This window comes from Microbacterium sp. DWRC1-3, from assembly GCF_049896645.1.
GTDB classification, from domain to species: Bacteria; Actinomycetota; Actinomycetes; order Actinomycetales; family Microbacteriaceae; genus Microbacterium; species Microbacterium maritypicum.
Genome location: NZ_JAFCUS010000001.1, coordinates 2,622,407 through 2,640,489, shown reverse-complemented (window position 1 = coordinate 2,640,489; position 18,083 = coordinate 2,622,407). Strand labels below are relative to the sequence as shown.

At 64.7% G+C, this 18,083-nt stretch carries 10 protein-coding genes; 4 read left to right on the top strand and 6 right to left on the bottom strand.

Annotated elements, in window-relative coordinates; translation table 11 throughout:
* Nucleotides 1–390: 390 nt before the first annotated feature.
* On the bottom strand, nucleotides 391–900 hold the full coding sequence (locus ACP699_RS12695; RefSeq protein WP_426171505.1) for a hypothetical protein: 510 nt from the start codon (nucleotides 898–900) through the stop codon (nucleotides 391–393).
* Nucleotides 901–1,050: 150 nt separating this feature from the next.
* Here ACP699_RS12695 and ACP699_RS12690 point away from each other — a divergent pair, with 150 nt between their 5' ends.
* Nucleotides 1,051–1,278, top strand: a complete 228-nt coding sequence (locus tag ACP699_RS12690) for a DUF2283 domain-containing protein (protein WP_127481562.1) — start codon at nucleotides 1,051–1,053, stop codon at nucleotides 1,276–1,278.
* A 131-nt stretch (nucleotides 1,279–1,409) separates the two neighbouring features.
* On the top strand, nucleotides 1,410–2,906 hold the full coding sequence (locus tag ACP699_RS12685; protein WP_426171502.1) for a SulP family inorganic anion transporter: 1,497 nt from the start codon (nucleotides 1,410–1,412) through the stop codon (nucleotides 2,904–2,906).
* A gap of 153 nt (nucleotides 2,907–3,059) precedes the next feature.
* Here ACP699_RS12685 and ACP699_RS12680 read toward each other — a convergent pair whose 3' ends face one another.
* Together ACP699_RS12680 and ACP699_RS12675 are read right to left on the bottom strand one after the other, a co-directional pair.
* The gene (locus ACP699_RS12680; RefSeq protein WP_426171500.1) at nucleotides 3,060–3,743 is read right to left on the bottom strand and encodes a DUF6994 family protein; all 684 of its coding nucleotides are present in this window, start codon (nucleotides 3,741–3,743) and stop codon (nucleotides 3,060–3,062) included.
* A gap of 20 nt (nucleotides 3,744–3,763) precedes the next feature.
* Nucleotides 3,764–4,858, bottom strand: coding sequence for a DNA cytosine methyltransferase (locus ACP699_RS12675; protein ID WP_426171498.1), 1,095 nt, complete (start codon nucleotides 4,856–4,858; stop codon nucleotides 3,764–3,766).
* Nucleotides 4,859–4,932: 74 nt separating this feature from the next.
* Between ACP699_RS12675 and ACP699_RS12670 the strand changes: the two genes are divergently transcribed.
* Nucleotides 4,933–5,472 (top strand): very short patch repair endonuclease, encoded by a 540-nt coding sequence (locus tag ACP699_RS12670; RefSeq protein ID WP_426171496.1) that lies wholly within the window; start codon nucleotides 4,933–4,935, stop codon nucleotides 5,470–5,472.
* On the opposite strand, the gene drmB is transcribed toward ACP699_RS12670, so the two are convergent.
* Genes drmB through ACP699_RS12655 form a run of 3 tightly spaced genes read right to left on the bottom strand, consistent with a single transcriptional unit; the run spans nucleotide 5,377 to nucleotide 14,976 of the window.
* Complete coding sequence (gene drmB / locus ACP699_RS12665) at nucleotides 5,377–7,155, bottom strand: DrmB family protein (RefSeq protein WP_426171494.1); 1,779 nt, start codon at nucleotides 7,153–7,155, stop codon at nucleotides 5,377–5,379. The genes ACP699_RS12670 and drmB overlap by 96 nt on opposite strands.
* Entirely contained in the window at nucleotides 7,148–10,345 is a 3,198-nt protein-coding gene (locus ACP699_RS12660; RefSeq protein WP_426171492.1) for a helicase-related protein, read from the bottom strand. Before ACP699_RS12660 ends, drmB begins: the two co-directional genes overlap by 8 nt.
* On the bottom strand, nucleotides 10,342–14,976 hold the full coding sequence (locus ACP699_RS12655; protein WP_426171490.1) for a DEAD/DEAH box helicase family protein: 4,635 nt from the start codon (nucleotides 14,974–14,976) through the stop codon (nucleotides 10,342–10,344). Before ACP699_RS12655 ends, ACP699_RS12660 begins: the two co-directional genes overlap by 4 nt.
* 256 nt (nucleotides 14,977–15,232) lie before the next feature.
* On the opposite strand from ACP699_RS12655, the gene ACP699_RS12650 reads away from it, so the two are divergent.
* Nucleotides 15,233–18,082: a helicase-related protein gene (locus tag ACP699_RS12650; protein WP_426171488.1), complete on the top strand. Its 2,850-nt coding sequence runs from the start codon at nucleotides 15,233–15,235 to the stop codon at nucleotides 18,080–18,082.
* The last annotated feature ends 1 nt before the right edge of the window (nucleotide 18,083 follow it).

Genomic DNA, 18,083 nt, shown 5'->3' with positions numbered 1-18,083 from the left:
AAGCTAGACGAGGATAATTTGGCATTTGACAAGTGCACGCTGTTGAGTTCTCAAGGATCGGATGCTCCCACGACCCAGCCATCACAGCCAGGCCCGAAGGGCAACTTCTCTATCTTACCGATCTCGTTTCCGTTGTCAAGTCCGAGTTTTTCTCGGCCTGACCGTGGGAACGGATCAGCACCTTCATCCTGTTCACTCAGTGAGTGTCTGGGATTCGGGAGGTGTTAGCTGCTTGACGGGAGCCGGTCCGAGGACCTCCGCTCAACCGTTTGGGGCGAACAAGTAATAAGTTACGCGGATCCCGGGGATCGGGCAAATCTAGGCCGACCGCCGGGCGTGTCGCGCTCCTGCAGCCGCATATCCGCGCGACTCTCCTACCCCTGTCGTGCCTCACTCCGTGGTCATGGGTGTGGTCGTGACGTCGATGTTGCCGAAGGGGAACGGGCTGAAGACCGTCCAGGAGCCGGAGGTGAACCCCTCCATCGGGATCATGAAGAACCAGACGCGTGAGACGACGATCGCGACAATCACGAGGGCCCCGACTCCGATCGCTGCCCGGTTCAGAACCTTGAGGGCACCGTGTTCGTCGCTCGCCTTCATCACGCGGCCGAGAGCGACCAGAACGATCGCAGCAATACCGACGTAGACCAGCGGGCTGGGACCGAGGGTCAGCTGGACGCACAGGGGAGCCTCGTCCACCGGCCGCCCCGGCGCATCGATGAATCCGCCGCTGCCATCGATGCCACCAGGGCAGGTCGCTCTACTCGCGACCATGAGGGTCGGATACACCAGCGCGGCGATCACGGCGAGGATCAGAAGGCGACGGATCCTCGCGATGACCAGCACTCCGGGGAGTCCAGCGACAGCAGTGGTCTCCGACGGGGTGTGCGGAAGCGACAAGGTGATCTCCTCTGTAGGGGGTCGTCTTCATGATGGCTCAGTGCTCGGCGTGGGGGAAGAGGGGTGGCTCCCTCGTCAGTGGCGTCAGTCGGATCCGTGTCATCGTGGACGGCAAGTCCCGCATCACCATCACCGTCACGAAGGGCTGACATGCGACTCACCTACGATCCCGAAGTAGACGCCGCGTACATGATGCTGGTGGACGCGATCGCGCCCGGCCAGGCGAGGCATCAAGTCGAGGTGCCCCACAACGACGGCATCGCCGGACAGTTCATCCTGGACTTCACCGAGGAGGGGAAGCTCCTCGGTCTAGAGATTCTCTTCGCCTCAGACACACTGCCCGCGTCCGTTCTGGCAGCGGCCGAACCTCTGCAATAGGGCGAGCAGGTGGTCGGGCCGGATGTGTACGACCTCGACCGCGACGGTGACGGGATCGCCTGCGACCGAGACGGCTCCGCCCTACGCTGGAGCGTCTGCCTCATTCTCGAGGCGCCTTCCCCTGGAGCTCCATGTCTGCAACGACGGTCGATGATCGTGCCCGCTACCGGGCGAACCCCTCTGTACTGACGGCGCTGAAGAATCCGCGGATGCTGACCCGCGAGGTGCTGGCAGGTCTCGTCGTCGGACTCGCACTCATCCCCGAGGCCATCGCGTTCTCGGTGATCGCGGGCGTCGATCCCAAGGTGGGGCTGTTCTCGTCGTTCATCATGGCGGTCTCGATCGCGTTTCTCGGCGGGCGCCCGGCGATGGTGACCGCGGCGACCGGAGCCGTCGCGCTCGTGATCGCGCCGGTCGCTCCGATGTACGGGCTCGACTACTTCATCGCGACCGTCATCCTCGCGGGCATCTTCCAGGTGATCCTCGGGGTGGTCGGCGTCGCGAAGCTCATGCGCTTCATCCCCCGCAGCATCATGGTCGGGTTCGTGAACGCGCTGGCGATCTTCGTGTTCAGCTCGCAGTTCCCGCAGCTGATCGATGTGCCGTGGCTGGTCTATCCACTGGTGGCGCTCGGGATCGTCGTGATGCTGGTGATGCCGAAGATCACCAAGGTCGTGCCGGCGCCGCTGGCGTCGGTGGTCATCGTGACGGGTGTCGTGCTCGCGTTCGGCATCACGGTGCCGACGGTCGGCGACCAGGGCGAGCTGCCGCGGAGCCTGCCTTCTCTCTTCTTGCCGGATGTGCCGTTCACATGGGAGACGTTCACGATCATCGCGCCGTTCGCGCTCGGAGTCGCGGTCGTCGGACTGCTGGAGTCGCTGCTCACCGCGAAACTCGTCGACGAGATCACCGACACCCACTCGCGCAAGAGCCGCGAGGCGTGGGGGCAGGGCGTGGCGAACGTGCTGTCGGGGATCTTCGGCGGCATGGGCGGCTGCGCCGTAATCGGTCAGACCATGATCAACGTGAAGGCGTCCGGCGCGCGGACCCGCATCTCGACGTTCTGCGCCGGCCTCTTCTTGTTCTTGCTGGTGGTCGTGTTCGGCGACTTCGTCGGGACGATCCCGATGGCAGCGCTCGTGGCCGTGATGATCATGGTCGCGATCGGGGCGTTCGACTGGCACAGCGTGCGTCCGTCGACGTTGAAGCGGATGCCGAAGAGCGAGACCTTCGTGATGGTGGCGACGGTGGTGCTCGTGCTGATCACGCACAACCTGGCGGTCGGGGTTGTCGGTGGTGTGCTGGTCGCGTCGGTGCTGTTCGTGCGGCGGGTGGCGCACTTCGTCACGGTGTCGCGTTCTGTTTCCGGTTCTGTGGCTCGTTATGTAGTCGACGGGGAGCTGTTCTTCGCATCGAGCAACGACCTGACGACGTTGTTCTCGTACTCAGACGATCCGTCGCGGGTCGTCATCGACCTGTCGGGGTCGCATGTATGGGATGCGTCGACCGTCGCGGCGCTGGATGCGATCGAGACGACGTACCAGGCGTTGGGGAAGACGGTGGAGATCGTCGGGATGAATGAGAGTAGTCAGCGGATGCGGGGGCGGTTGACGGGTGGGTTTGAGTAGTGGGCGACCCCGGCTCGATCTGGCGCGAACGGTCACGCACGGTCGCTTCGCGAGGCGAACTCATCGCCCTATGACCGGTGCGAGCATTCCGCGCAACTGAGCCGGTGGATACGGATCCATGTGCGATCTACCCCGGGTAGATCGCACAGTCCGCTAGGAGACAGCGCCGAGCATCCTTGAGTTCCGCGATGCGACGAAGTCCAGCTGTCGCGCGCGGAACTGCTTATACTGCTCGATCGACGTCGGAAGCGGTGACCCTTCGTATCCCTCGAACGGGAGATAGAACTGGACCGCGCCGGTCTCGTCCACGAGGTCCTGAAGCAGGAAGAAGTCGACGTAGCGGTCGAAGCTCTCGAACAGCTCGAAGAAGTCGGCGTAAGCGCGCATCGTCTCGGTGAGCGGACTCTCCTCACAGACGTAATGGCGGCGGATCGCTTCAAGGGTGAGGTCGAATCGGTCCCGAATCCTCGGGTGCGTGCCACGCCGTTGGTTGATCGTCTGTTTGCGGTCGATCCGGTTACGCGGGAACACGAGACGTCCGCCGATGGTGCCGCCATCCCGATGCCACGCGGTGTTCGACTCCTCACCCATCGCCTCGTAGAAGCCGCGCAGTCGGCCACGGTTCGAATTCGCGAGCGTGTCACTGGAGAGTAAGAACTCTCCGAGTTCTGACCGATGACGAAGCACCCGAACCGAGCCGATGCGATCCGCCGTCAGCGTGAAGGTCGAACCCCCGGGAAGAGGCTTGCTCCACAGTCGCCGGTGGTAGCTCTGCAGGAGCGAGCTGTATGAATCAGGATCGCGACGACCGGCGTCGTCCTGGAAGTCGGTAGTCACATCCAGGACTTGAGCACGCTTCATCGGGGCAAGGCGTCGACGGCGTCGACACTGAACGCCGTGGCGAGCAGCCGACCGATCGCCCGTCCGAGTGGGATCGGCACCGCGTTACCGATCTGCCGAGCGATGGCAGTGCGGGAACCCGCGAACCGATAGTCGATCGGGAATCCCTGAAGAACCGCGGCCTCGTAGTGAGTGATCGCGCGGTGGGCGAAAGGATGCAGGTATCGCCCTTTCTCCGGCTTGAAGAACTCGGTTCTGATCGTCACCGACGGCCGGTCGAGGTGGAGTCTGCCCATCACGTCGCCAGAGCCGGACTTGTGCTTCCGCCAACAGGGGGCGAGAAGCTCGTCAGGCAGATCGAATCTGTTACCACCGGGCGGAATCTCGGCGAACCTGCGCAGCGAGATGTCCGCGTAGTCCCGTCCGACATGGAGCTCTCGAGACGCCCATGCTCCGCGGTGCTCCCGACCGTCGATCTCCATCCGACGATCTTCGAGCGAGGGGCCCACCGAATGAGGGATCCCGGCGAAGACCTCGCCGACGCTCACATGGTCTTCGCGGTTGTGGGTGGCTTCCGGTAAGCCGATCTCAGGCATGTCTCGATGTCTTCCGATCAGGATCGCGCGTTTGCGAGCCTGCGGCGCCCCGAAGTCCGCGGCATTGAGCACGCTCCATTCGAAGGAGTAGTCGCTGAGGAGACCGCCTGCTCCTGTGGCGTCCGTGAGATCGCGGAACTGAGGCGACTTGGCGAACACGGCGACGTTCTCGAGCACGAAGTACTTCGGCCGGGCTCGGATGATCGTCTCCGCGTACTCCCGCCACAGAGTGTTCCGCTCGTCCTCTGCGTCCTGCTTGCCCAGAGTCGAGAACCCTTGGCACGGCGGCCCCCCGATCACGACGTCCACCGACGGCACCGTCTCCTCGCGCAGCCACTCCTCGATCCCACCCTGATAGGTGATGCCCTCGCCATGATTGAGCGCGAACGTCGCAGCCGCGTCGCGGTCCTTCTCGACGGCTCGGACCACATCGAAGCGCGGAGATGCCTCATGCATGCCCTGACTGAGTCCGCCCGCACCGGCGAATAGGTCGAGGACGGAGATCGGGTTCTCCAAGGTGCCTCCCAGGCCTTCGAAACCCACTGCGCAAGGCGGGTTGATCTGATCCTACGGCGTAGCAGGATGGACGGATGGAAGCGTCGCCGGCGTCGGAGAGATCCGCATCCTGGGCGACCAGCCCCGGGTCCAGAGCTTCGATGCGCGCGAACGGTGGCCGAGACACCGGCCCTGAACTGCAAGTCAGACGACTCGTGCACGCGGCGGGCCTCCGATACCGGGTGAACGCACACCCTGAGCCGGGTCTTCGCCGCACTGCCGACCTCTTGTTCCCGGGAAGTCGAGTCGCCGTGCTGATCGACGGCTGCTTCTGGTACGGGTGCCCCGAGCACCACCAGGCACCGAAGGCCAATGCCGCGTTCTGGTCTGACAAGATCGCGACCAATCGAGCCCGGGACGCCGACACCAACCACGTGCTCAGGAACCGAGGCTGGATGGTCGTGCGCGTCTGGGAGCACGAGATCCGGGCGGACGTCGATCGCGTCGCCGCCCGGATAATCGAAGCCGTCAGAGTGCGCTCAGCCCACCCGCTGCCCGAGCATCGCGTCGAGCACAGGACCGAAGAAGCCGACGACCTTCCCTCCGCCGACGACGAACGTCCTGTCGAGCAGTAGATTCGACGACTCACACGACGTTTCGGGCGCGAGGCTGCAGGCATGGCACGCAGCGAGATTCAACCCGTCGATGCTTTGCGGTTCCGACTCGGCGCACACAGGATCGTTCGGGCACCACGCGGCCTGCTCGATCGCTGCCACGATCGCCGGTACCAGCAGGTCCGGCTCTCCTTGGCGGACAAGACCTCCGAGGGTCCCTTCGACATCCGCCGTGGTCGTATAGATGAAGATCCCGTAGTCGCCGGCGGCTTCGCAGTAGATCCGCTCCCTGAGGGAAGATGCCGTGTACCCGCTGCTGAAAGCCAGCTCCCGCATCAACAGATGCGCGAACGAGTGAAGCAACACGTACTCAGCCGAGACGACATGCAGGCGAAGCCCTAGAGCGGAACCATTCTGATGCTCCAGGAGAGTCTGCTCGAGCGATCGGACCGCGGGCTGCGATGCCCATTCCTCCACAGCGGCGGCGTCGAAGCGGATGAAGATCCCCTCGCCGTATCCCTCGGCGGCAGGCAGCCAGGACTTCTCGAAGGACTGTGTCGGCACCGCCGGGACGGCGGTCGCCTCCGGGGAGTACCTGCGGAACCCTCGCACCGCTCGGACGTCGCGGAGCCTGTCGACCAACACGACGTCCTGGATCCTCGCGGCGACGCCATCACTGGCATCCTCACCCCTCGGACCCAGCTTGATCGGCCTCGTGACGAAGTCCTGCATCGGCGCGGTTCCCGAAACTGCCCTGACGAATGCTTCGAACTCGTCGCCCTGAAGGGTACTCATGATCTCGCGACGTTCGACGGGGCCGGCGTCAGCCACCACCGCCTCGATCTCCTCCGCCGACACCCCGAGATCCATGGCCATCTGGGCGATCATGCCGTCGCGCAATGCTGGGACAGCGGCGGCGAGGCTGTCAAACAGCCCGTGACCACGGATCGCGTCCTCCTTGTCGGAACCACGACTGGGGACGGGCGGGATGTCGATGGCGCTCACTGAGTCGCTGAAGTGGAGGCTGGTCGCGCCTCGTTGCTGCGCGTCCAGAGGCTTCCCACAGCCGGTCCACTCGCTTTCCCAGGGTTGAGTACCTCTGCAGGTGAAACCGTCCTTGGCCAACGCGTCGCGGCGGAGTTCACCCAGCGATCGCTTGGCTCCACAGGCATCGCAGGAAACCTGCAGACTGCTCAGACCGTCACCGACTCCTTCAATCGTGCGGAAGCGCATCCTCTCGGACGACCTGCAGTCGCCCTCAGATCCTCGATGTGTCCAATCGCCCCATGGAACGTCACTCAGGTGGCTGTTCTCTGTGCAGACGAGGACGAACCTCATCGGGACGAGCCGCCCCTCACACCCGGTCTCGATGCAGTGCGGAGCTCGACCGGTCTCGAGCTTGGGGCTCCACTTCACCAACCGGCGGCACACCTGACAGAAGAGCCACCCGGGGAACCTGACGAACTCGAGTCCCGGCACCGTACTCTTCTCAGGTTCGTGGGTCGTCGGTGCTGCCCACAGTTCCTGCACATGCAAGGCATCGGCGAGTCGGGCAGAATCCACCCGCTCTCGCACCTTCGGCGAAGGCCACTTGTCCCCGGTCGGCACCATGAACGACTGACCGAGGATGTCCACGATCGCCCCCGGACCGTAAGGGGCAACCGTCTCGGACGCGCGGATCGTCTTCACCGTCGACTCAACCATTTCGCTCTCCCTTCGCCCGCACCTTCACGACCCTGTCCACGTTCCGCATCGAGTTCATCACCGGCCAGCCCGCTCCCGGCTCGGTGAACTGCCGGAGTAAGCGCTCCTCGGGGTCCTTCGACTGGTACACGAGCGACTTACCGGCTCGCGAAGCCCGCTCGCGCACCTCCACCCAGTCGAGAACGGCCTCGTCGATCTCGACGCCGACCTGATCCGCCTCGCGTTCGTCGGCGTAGCCGACGTGCTGCTTCAACAACGAGACCGCCTTCTTCACGCCCGATGAATCTGGGTCGAAGTACGCAGCATCGGCGTCCGCGTTCCTGCCGACACCATGTCTCACGAGGATGACGAGCGCTGCGCGCAGAGCCCGACGTCGCGCCTGCAGCGACCACGGCGTGACGCTCGACGGTTCGACGAACCGGTAATAGGCGCTGTGGTAAGCGTTGAACGACTCGAACACCGATCTGTCTCGCGGCTTTCCCGATCGGAACATCGTGACGACCAGCCCCGGCGTCGTCCCACGTCCGACACGTGAGGTCGCCTGGATGTACTCGGCGGTCGTCTTCGTGTGGCCGTTCACGAGCATCATCCCGAGCCGTTGCACGTCGATCCCGACCGACATGATGTTCGTCGTCGCCAGCGCATCGATCACATCCGCGCTCTCGGGCCCTCGCTCGAGTCGCTGCAAGAGGCGGATGAGCTCGTCCGAGGGGACGTTGCCGTTGAGCTCCTCCACTCCTTCGGCACCCAGACTGCGAGTCGGCTTCTCGCCGCCGGACCGGCGCGCGAGGTTGCTCTGAACGTCATCCCGAAGGATCGTGACCGTGCGACCGAGCTCCCGCAGGCTGTTGTGGTACACCGCGAGTGTCCAGTATCGATCCTTCGCCTCCCCAGCCAAACCGGTGGCGACCGGGGCGTCGAGGAGTTCGGTCGCGATCTGACCGATCGACCATGAAGGCGTGTGCGCCTGCGGCATGATTCCCAGATAGAGCCTTCCCGCAGCATCGGGGTCGGGTTCAGAGAAGTGATTGTCCTCAGCGTGCAGCCCCGCAGGCGGGAACGCCTCGACCCTCTTCGCCATCAGCCCCCGGACCTGGTCCTCGGACGCGCGGGTGGTCGCCGTCGAAGCGACCGTCTTGGGCCCTGTGCCGTTCCACCGGAGCAGCGCACCGATGGCGGCCTCATACGCGCCCACGATGGTGCCCAGCGGTCCGGACAGAAGATGCAGCTCATCCTGGATCACGAGCGAGGGTGGATCGCAGATGCTGTCGATCCCGAACATCCGAGACCCGTCCGATATCCAGGCCAGACGCGCGAGTTTGTCGACTGTGGCCACCAGCATCGTCGGAGGGTTCGCGTAGATGCCCTCATCGACGACTTGAACCGGAAGCGTGTCGGAGAAGGGGCAATCGTCATCCGGACAGAAAAACTCGAACCCGTAGGCGCTCGCCTTCACCCCGTATCGGCGATCCTTCGACGTCTTGCGTGGCGGCATGATCGACTCGGCGCACCACGGGCACTCGAGGAGTTGGAAAGGATTGTCCGGTCGACTCTGCTGCCTGGCTTCACGCAACTGCTTCTCGGCCTGCTTGTACGTGCCTGGAGTGGTGGAGTTGCCCAACCAGAGACCGATCGAGAAATCGGGGGCTTCATCGAGCCTCTCATCGTCCGCACGCATCAGTTCCAGCGCGCATATGAGTGTCGCCGCACGCTGGAACTGCTGTGCGGTGAGGAGTCGCATGGTGTAGCGCGTGAGCACAGCCATCCCGCCACCCTTGTGTCCACGGGCCAGCCTGCGTCGGATCATCTCGATCGCGGCTAGGCCGAGGTACGCCTCGGTTTTGCCTCCGCCGGTGGGGAACCAGATCAGATCGACGAGGTCGCGATCGTCATGCGCATCATCGACGGTCGAGGCCAACGCGCTGAGTATGAATCCCAGCTGGAACGGGCGCCACGTCGGTTCGTCCGCGCCTTTGTCATCGAAAAGCTCCCGACCGTAGCGAGTCTCCTTGTTGACGACTTTCCGCTGCCGCAGCATCTGCCATCGCATCGCGGTGTTGGCCATCCGGAACGCCTGCAGCACCTGAGCGTCCTCGCTGAGGACTCGGATGCCTTCCTCGATACGTGCGAGCGCGCGGTGTTGCCGCTCCACGATGCTCTTCGCGATCGCGCGGTCGGCATCATCCAACTCCGAGGCCTCAGCCTCCTGCTCCGAGATCCACTCCGCGTACTCCTGGGCGACGGACGACAACCCCTCAACGAGGTCAGGGACCGCCACCGTGTCATCCGAGAGCCACCGCATCCTGACGGCATCGCCGGCACCCCGCTTCGCGCGGATCGCGCTCACCTCGGTCTGCGGAATGACTGATGTTCGGACGGTGACCGGAGCCGCCTCCGGCACACACTCGACGGCGACGCCATGTCCAATCGCGAACGACGGCTTGTCCCGATAGCGGAATGCCAGTTCGCGATCGTCAGAGGAGACGTGCACGCTCGTCTGCGGATAGGGAAGGAGGCCGGTCTCATCCGAGCACGATAGCTCCACCTGGAAGAGGCACCGCTCCGGGTATCGCTTGGCTTCGCCCGCCGCGACCTCCGCGTCGTTGGACAGCGCCACCGTGGTCAGCCAGCGCCCCCCGTGATGTCTCGAACGCCACGAGAGTTTCGCCCGTCCTTCGAGCACCGACATCTCACCACTCGCGCCGACCTCGATGAACTCGCGACCCGCCACCGGTCGCCGCGTCCACTGCTCATCACTTCCTTTCTCGTACACCCCGGCCGAAAGATCGATGCTCAGCGACGAGCCTCCATGAACGAATGACATTCCCAGCGACGCCGGCGCCCACCCGAACGCACCCGTCAGGTTGACGCCGAGGTCCTCGATCTCGGCGTCACCGCCTTCACCGTCATCGGCCGTCGATTCCCATTCGATCTCCTCCTCTTCGGCCACCGCTCCGGCCGAGTCCTCGACCTCGTCCAGTTCGACAGGAACCGCCGTTCCCTGCTCGACCGGGTAGAGCGTGCCCACCAGGTATGCGTACACAGGGCTGCGCTGCAAGACCTCGCGCTCTCCGTCGAGCGGCCCCAGCCACCGACGTCGCACTTCAGCGACGACTGCAGCCCTTCCTTCGCGCGGATCGGTGATCGACTGAGCGGTGTCGGTCAGAGTGGTCGTCTCGATGTCGGTCATGCCTTGCTCCAGAGATAGTTGAACTCGTTGTATGCGAGGTCTTCACCGAACTGCTCGAAGGTGTCCTCGACGTTGACGATCAGGCACCGCTCAGTGCCGCCGTTCGCGGGCCCACGCAGTCCCCGACCGACCATCTGCAGGTACCGATTCGGGCTGAAGGTCGGGCGGGCGATGTACAGCGCACGGACCTTCGGAGCGTCGAAGCCCTGCGTGAGCAGATCGCAATTGACCAGCACTCGGGTATCGCCGGATTTGAACTGCTCGATCACACGCCTGCGCTGCTGCCTGCGCATGCTTCCGTCGACGGAGTCCGCACTGACGCCCTCCAGCCGCAAGAGAGCAGCGATCGTATGCGCGGATGCCACGGATGCCGCGAAGACGAGGATCGGCCAGCTTGGATCCTGCTCCTTGATGTGCTCGATCACGGTGAGCGTCCGACGCATGTCCTGGCCGATCGCTGCGAGCATGTTCGCCGAGACCTCCTTCATCTTGAGGAATTCGGCGTCCTGCTGACCGACGCCGATCTCGACACCGTTCAGCACCTCATAGTCGACCTCGGAGAGGACATTCCATGACCTGAGCTGGCGGATTGGATCGTCGGGGTCAAGCGACTCGAGTCGATTCTCTCCGAACCGCTGAGCGAAGAGGCGATTGATCTCATCGTTTCGTCCGCGGAAAGGGGTAGCGGTGAGCCCGAGCAACGGCCGATCCGTGCGAGCAGCCGTGAGCCCGAGGTTTCGGAGAATGTCCGTGTACGACTTGGACAGAGCAGTATGCGCCTCGTCAATCACCACGATGCCGGGCTGCGTCAGCCATTCATATTGTGGTTCCCCCAAGCGACGCACCAGCGTCGCATCGATCGCGACGACTACATGAAGCTCCTCGTCGGACTCATCGAGTTCGTATCCACCCCAGAACCTGCTGACGTCGAGAGGACGCTCGTCCCCGAAGGCTCTCCACACCTCGGTGAACGACTGGATGGCCTGTTCGCACAGCTCTTCGCTCTGGGCGATCCAGAGGAGCGGAGACCTGACTTCCCCCGACTTCATCAGTCGGACCAGCGCCTCCACCGTCACACGGGTCTTCCCCGCGCCGGTGGGCAGATACAGAAGCCCACGCCGACCGGTGGATTCCTCTGCGGCAACGAGAGTCCCGATCTTCTCCGCCACCTCCTGCTGATAGTCGTGAAGCGGGTTGAGGGTCAGTCGGCCTTGGATATGGCTCACAGCTGATGGCCGACTCTCACGTGTTCCTGCGAACGACGTGTCGAAACCGAGGTTCTTCACCGCGGCTTGAGCGGCAGGCGACCCGTCCCATCGCTCAGGGACGGCGATACCCCGACGGCGGAGGACGTCTCTGAGTTCGCGAACCGCATCCTGGCCATGCACCCGAAGGAAGAGTTCAGCGACGCCGCGATCGTCGAGAGCCCCGGTGTTGGATTCAACCGCTTCCAGGAGGCCGTCCGGTAGCGCGGTTCGAAGCGAATCCGCATCGACGAGTATCAGCAGTCTCCGCTCGTCGTTGCGTGCTGCTCGCGCCGATGCGATCAGCTCACTGTGACGCATCCGTTCGTCACTGCGAAGCACGCCTCGGACATCGTCCGACGTCAGCCCGAGTTCGAGGGCGGCCGATACCGCGGCGAGCGCGGTCTCCACGTCGAGCGATGCGTCCACGACCACGGAATTGTCCTGATGCGTCACTCGGAGCCGCTTCTTCTTCACGCCTCTCGCGCTCTGGAGTACCCGCTGGATGCTGTCGGCGCGGGTCACGGTGACCTTCGCAAGCAGCATTGCGACATTGCTCTGAAGACTCGGGTGGATGTCGCACAAAGGGACTGCCTCACCTGCGCCGCGGATTTCGATCGACTGGTGAAGTGCGTCCTCGGCGGACATCAGCCCCCATCTGGTCGTCAGGTTCGTACCGTTCTCATCGACGGGGATGTAGGCGACTCCCGACTCGTCGAGATCGGTGATGCCGTCTCCGGCGACCACGACGGCGACCTCTTCCCGAGGCGTCAGAAGGATCCTGCCGTTGGAGATCGCGGGGATACGCTCTGGGATTGCGAGGTCGGACCTGCGCGCGCATTCGACGATCAACTCCGCGAACTCTTCGGGGCGCGTCGCCGGATAGCCTTCCGCGGTCAGAAAACTGGTGAGCATCCCGTTCGGGATCGATTCGACGGTCTTCGGCAGAGGGAGCCCCGCCACGATGTCCGCGTCCGCGACCGGAAGGAACGGCGCGAACCGCCGCAACGACCCTGACAGTGCCTCACCGATCCTACGAGCGCCGATGGAGGTCTGGATCAGCCCGAATCGGCTTACAGCCCACCACTCCATGGCGGGCATCCGGATCTCGGCTCTGCGCCCCCCGAGAGGGACCACGAGGATGAACTCCGACGCACCCATCCGAGTGAGCACGGCCTGCGTCCATGCGACCCTGTCCTGCTCCGTGAGGTTGTCGAGCAGCAGATCGAGTGGACCGACTCCCGAGAGCTCGGGGATGTCGATTCTCGGAGCCGTCAGCCCGTTCGCCGAAAGGTAGCGCCGCGCGAGATCCTCGATCGTCGAGACGTACTCGCTCCGAAGACCGTCACGCCAGATGGGGCGATCGCGCTCCGGCACGGTCACCGCGCCAGCAGCAGCACGGACGGCGACGTTCGGAGCCATTGCCGGGTCGATCTGGCGAGTGGGCACATCGCGCGCGATCGAAGCGTCCGCGATGAGGTCAGGCGCTGCACGCCATGTGCCTGCCTGCGTGTGCATCAGAACAGTGACCCCGCGCCGGCGTATGTTCTCGACGGCACTCAACGCTACGCGAGGGGTCGCCGCATCCAGCGCCCTCCAGAGGCGCTCCCAGTCGCTTTCCTCCCAGCGATCGGTCGCCGAGGCCGCGAGCGCCGCGGCCGCTTCGTCGCCCGAGATCTCCCGAAAACCGAAGGCTCGCAGCTCGTCTGCGGCCAGTTCGGCCAAGTCCGCACGCACGAGCTCGACTCCGTCGGGCACGGTGGCATCGGGCACAGGGAGAAGAACTGTCTGATTCTGATCTGCGCGAGCCCACTCTCCGCCCTCCAGGGGAAGGATCCTCGCGGCGACGGCAGCTTGATATGTGGCCGGTGCGCCACGACGAAGGTCAGCGAGAACTCGGAGCGCGGTGAGTGAGCCGCCGGGGTCCTGTTCGTCAGCGAGTTCCGCCAGCCAGCCGGCTGCGCCGGATTCCTGAGGACTCCGTTCGCCTTCCGCACCCCCGAGCAGAGACCTCAGCCGAGCGCGTCGGGCGGGCGTCGAGAAACACTTGGCATGCGGCATCGTTTCACGCGGCGCGCGCCCCTGCCACAACTGGGCGGCCTCGAAACCGATCGGGGTCTTCTCCAGATCCGGCACGCCTCGGAAGTAGGTGGACACTTTGAGCTGTCCGGAGACGTCGGGGATGAGCGGGCGCGACCTCGCGAGGATCGGGACAGCTGCCGAGAGATACGCGTCGGCAGCACTCTTGATCTCTCGCCCTCGAGCGGGGAAGAGGTCGAGATGAGCCGCCGGGTCGTCGACCGTCACGGCGCGCGCCACGACGTCTAGGAAGAGTTGCGCGCCCACCTCGAGCATCGCGGCATTCAGTCTGGAGTTGGGGACGAGGGATGTACGGTCATCGTTCACCTGCCAGGGAGCGTTGAAGATGCCGCTCGCAGTCGTCTCATCGCGAAGCGGGAACCATGCCCAGAGTCGACCTGTGGTCGCACGCACCCCTGGTTGCACGGCATAGGAGATCGTCATCGACTGACGCAGCGCCGTCTCCGGGAGTGTCGAAGAGACATCGATGGTCGGTGTGTAGGTTCGCTCTGCGAAGAGCCAGCGAGTCCGTGTTCCGTCACGATCGACGATGACCACCTCGCCATCCTTCTCCTGGGTCTCCCGCAGGAAGTCGCGCGAGACGGCTGCCGTCCCTGGCCGGCCCTGCAGCGTGATCCGCAACTGGTTGAGCCCCTTGAAGAACAGCAGCGACTCAGGCTTGAACTCTTCCAGCTCGGTGCGCAGACGTGCACCCTCGCGGGTGAGCGGGAGCTTGACGATCGTGGTCGCCCACCCCATCATCTCCGCGAGGTTCTGATCCTCGCGCCGAGCCGTCTCGACATCGATCATGCTGGGCACACGCAGCAGCGGGAAACGGCCTCCGGCGGAGGGGATGCCGGTGAACAGTTCAGCGGTCTCGGGGGCGTTGAACCCGAAGCTCACCGCACGGCTGAAGATCTGCGGATGATCACTGACGCCCAGCACAGACTTGAAACCCAGCCCGAAGCGGCCGATCTCGTCGCCGCGCTTCGAGCTCAGGAACGCGTAGGTGACGGCCGTCAAGCCGTCGGCGTCGAATCCCGCACCCTCGTTGGCGCAATAGAGTGCGCCGTCCGCGAGGCGGAACTCGACCATTCCCGGCGCTCCGCCTGCGGCGAGCGCATCGACCGCGTTCTGCAGCAGCTCCGGTATCTGCCTCGTCCCGTAGCCTCCGGACTTGAAGCTGTCCTCCTGACGAACATGCTCGACCAGCAGATCATGGTCTTCCTCGTAGACGCGCAGCGCCTTGGACTGTCGCTCCGAGATGTGATCCTGCAACGCGGGATCCATCAGCTCCGGCCAGCTCATGTCGAACCTCTCCTCCTGTCAGCGGAACGTTCGTCCGCGCCGAGGCGAGTGCTCAGCCGAGTGACGTTACGGAGGACCTCAGACATTCCGCTTCGAACGCCACCCCCTGGCGATCATTATGGAGGAGGATTCATCCGTCCGCATGAAGTCGAGGCGCTGAATGTCCGACGAATCGATAAATTCTTCGGTTCTGCTCGGATCGATACGATGGCGGAGAGCGGATCGACCGCAGACCGGCCAGGGGAGGTACGGCGTCGTGCAGACATCGCATCAGGATGCCGCTTCGAGCACGCTCAATGTGGCTCCGGGCTCGATCGTCACGGTTCGCGACGCCGACTGGCTCGTGACCAACGCGTCCCCGACGCGTGATGGCCTGTTGGTCGAGGTCACCGGACTCTCCGAGCTGGTCCGTGACACCCGTGCTGCCTTCTACGAAGGCCTCGACGACATCGTGCCGCTCGATCCACGCGCCGCGCGGCTTCGCTCCGACACATCCCCAGGACACCGGCAGAGCCGCCTGTGGCTGGAGTCCACCCTGCGCCGCACGCCTCTCCCGCTCGGCGAGGGCGACCTGTCGGTTTCGACGCGGATGCTCACCGACACCCTCGGCTACCAGCGCAGCGCCGTGCGCAAGGCTCTGAGTTCGGCACAGCTCCGCCCTCGCGTCCTCCTCGCCGACACGGTGGGGCTGGGCAAGACGATCGAGATCGGCATGATCCTCTCCGAGCTCGTGCGACGAGGACGCGGCGAGCGCATCCTCATCGTCACCCCGAAGCACGTGCTCGAACAGATGCAGTTCGAGATGTGGACCCGTTTCGCACTGCCGTTCGTGCGCCTCGACTCGGTGGGCATCCAGCGTGTGCGTCAGAAACTGCCCGCCACCCGCAACCCGTTCAGCCTCTACAAGCGCGTGATCATCTCGGTCGACACTCTCAAGCAGGACCGCTACCTGAATCACCTGCGCCGGCAGCAGTGGGATGCGGTCGTCATCGACGAGTCGCACAACCTCACCGGCGTCACCAAGAACAACGCCCTCGCCCGCGTGCTCGCCCCGAACACCGAGGCCCTCATCCTCGCGTCGGCGACGCCGCACAACGGCCGCAAGGAGTCGTTCGCCGAGCTCATCCGCCTGCTCGAGCCCACCGCGGTGTCGCCGAACGGCGACGTCGATCCGCAGGCACTCGATCGCCTCGTGATTCGGCGACACCGCTATTCCGACGAGGTCAAGCGTGAGGTCGGCGATCAGTGGGCGGAGCGCAAGGAGCTGCAGCATCTGGTCGTCGCCGCGTCACCCGCAGAGGATGCCGTCGCCGACGAACTCGCCGAGGTCTGGCTCTACCCGCAGGTGCGCAGCCCCTACTCGGGTGACAACAAGGGGCTGTTCCCCTGGACGCTTGCGAAGGCGTACCTGTCGAGCCCACCGGCTCTGCTCGAGTCGGTGCGCAACCGCATCCGCACTCTCGGCGACACGCGCACGCTCGAGCAGGACCGCGAGCTCGACGCACTCCGGAGGCTGGAAACCCTGGCGAGGGACAGCACCGAGGGCGAGTCGGCCAAGCTGACGAAGCTGGTCGCGTACCTCAAGCAGATCGGCATCGCGCGTGGTTCGGCCGAACGAGTGGTCATCTTCTCGGAGCGGGTGGCAACCCTCCATTGGCTGCAGTCTCGCCTTCGTGAACATCTCAAGCTGAAGGACGAACAGGTCGAGATCCTGCACGGCGGCCTGTCCGACGTCGAGCAGCAGGCCGTCGTCGAGTCTTTCAAGCAGTCATCGTCACCTATCCGAGTTCTGATCACTGGAGACATAGCCTCCGAAGGGGTGAACCTGCACTCGCAATGCCACGAGTTGATCCACTTCGACATTCCGTGGAGCCTCATCCGCATCGAGCAGCGCAACGGCCGCATCGACCGCTACGGTCAGCAGCACCCACCCCAGATCACCACGCTGCTGCTGAGCCCGTCGAATGAACGCTTCTCGGGTGACATGCGGGTTCTGCAGAGACTCGTCGAACGCGAGAACGAAGCTCATGGCGCACTCGGCGACGCCGCCGTTCTCATGGGCGCTTACAGCGTCACAGCCGAGGAGAAGGCGATCGAGCAGGCACTGATGAAGGGGAACCCTATCGACGAGGTCGTCCCGGGAGTCTCCGATGTGACGGGCGATTCCGATGACCCGTGGCGAGCGTTCCTGCAGGGATATTCCGAGTCGACCCCCACCGCGGTCTCCGCCACCGTCGATGACGGTGGCACCACCGGCCTCTTCGAGTCGGATGCCGACTACCTGCAGTCTGCCCTGCACGAGGTATTCGAGACACCCGCAGAGAATCTCGGTGCGGGCGGCGTGGACTGGAAGGTGCACTCCGGGTACGGCATGGTCGAGCTCAGCCCGACAGACGACCTGAAACAACGACTGACCGTCCTGCCCCAGAGCTACCTGCAGGAGCGCAAGGTGCTCAGCGACATGAAGCTCGCGACCACCGAGACCCGGGCCAAGGCCTCACTCAAGGACGCGCGTGACGACACCGCGGAGCGACAGAGCCTGTGGCCCGACACGCATTACCTCGGGCCACTGCATCCCGTGCTCGATTGGGCCGGTGACCGCGTGCTCGCGAAGCTCGGGCGCAACGAGGTCTTCGTCGTGCGGGGTGACGTACCGGTGCCGACCGTGCTGCTGCTCGGCACCCTCAGCAACGCCCGGGGCCAGGTGATCGCGACGAGCTTCGTGACGGTCGCGGGCGGGATGATCCACCCCTACGCGAGTGCGGGAGAGGCGCTCGCAGACCTCGGCATCACCTCGGCCCATACGAACCCGGGTGCGATCGACGATGTCGAGGCGCACCAGGATCTCATCCCGCGCGCGGTGGACCGAGCCGTGGCACATCTCGAGGTGACAACCGAGGCCGCGGCGGCGGACGCACGCCGACGCGTCGACGAATGGTCACAGCGCGTGGAGTCGTGGATCGAGACGTCGGGAGATCTCATCCAGCGTGCGGACCTCAAGGGTCGGCGCTCCGCGGTGAAGGACGAGGAACGCACAGCGCGTTCGATGCTTCCCTCGCGACACCTCGCCCGCCCCCTGCTCGTCGTCGTCCCTGAGGAGGCCTGAG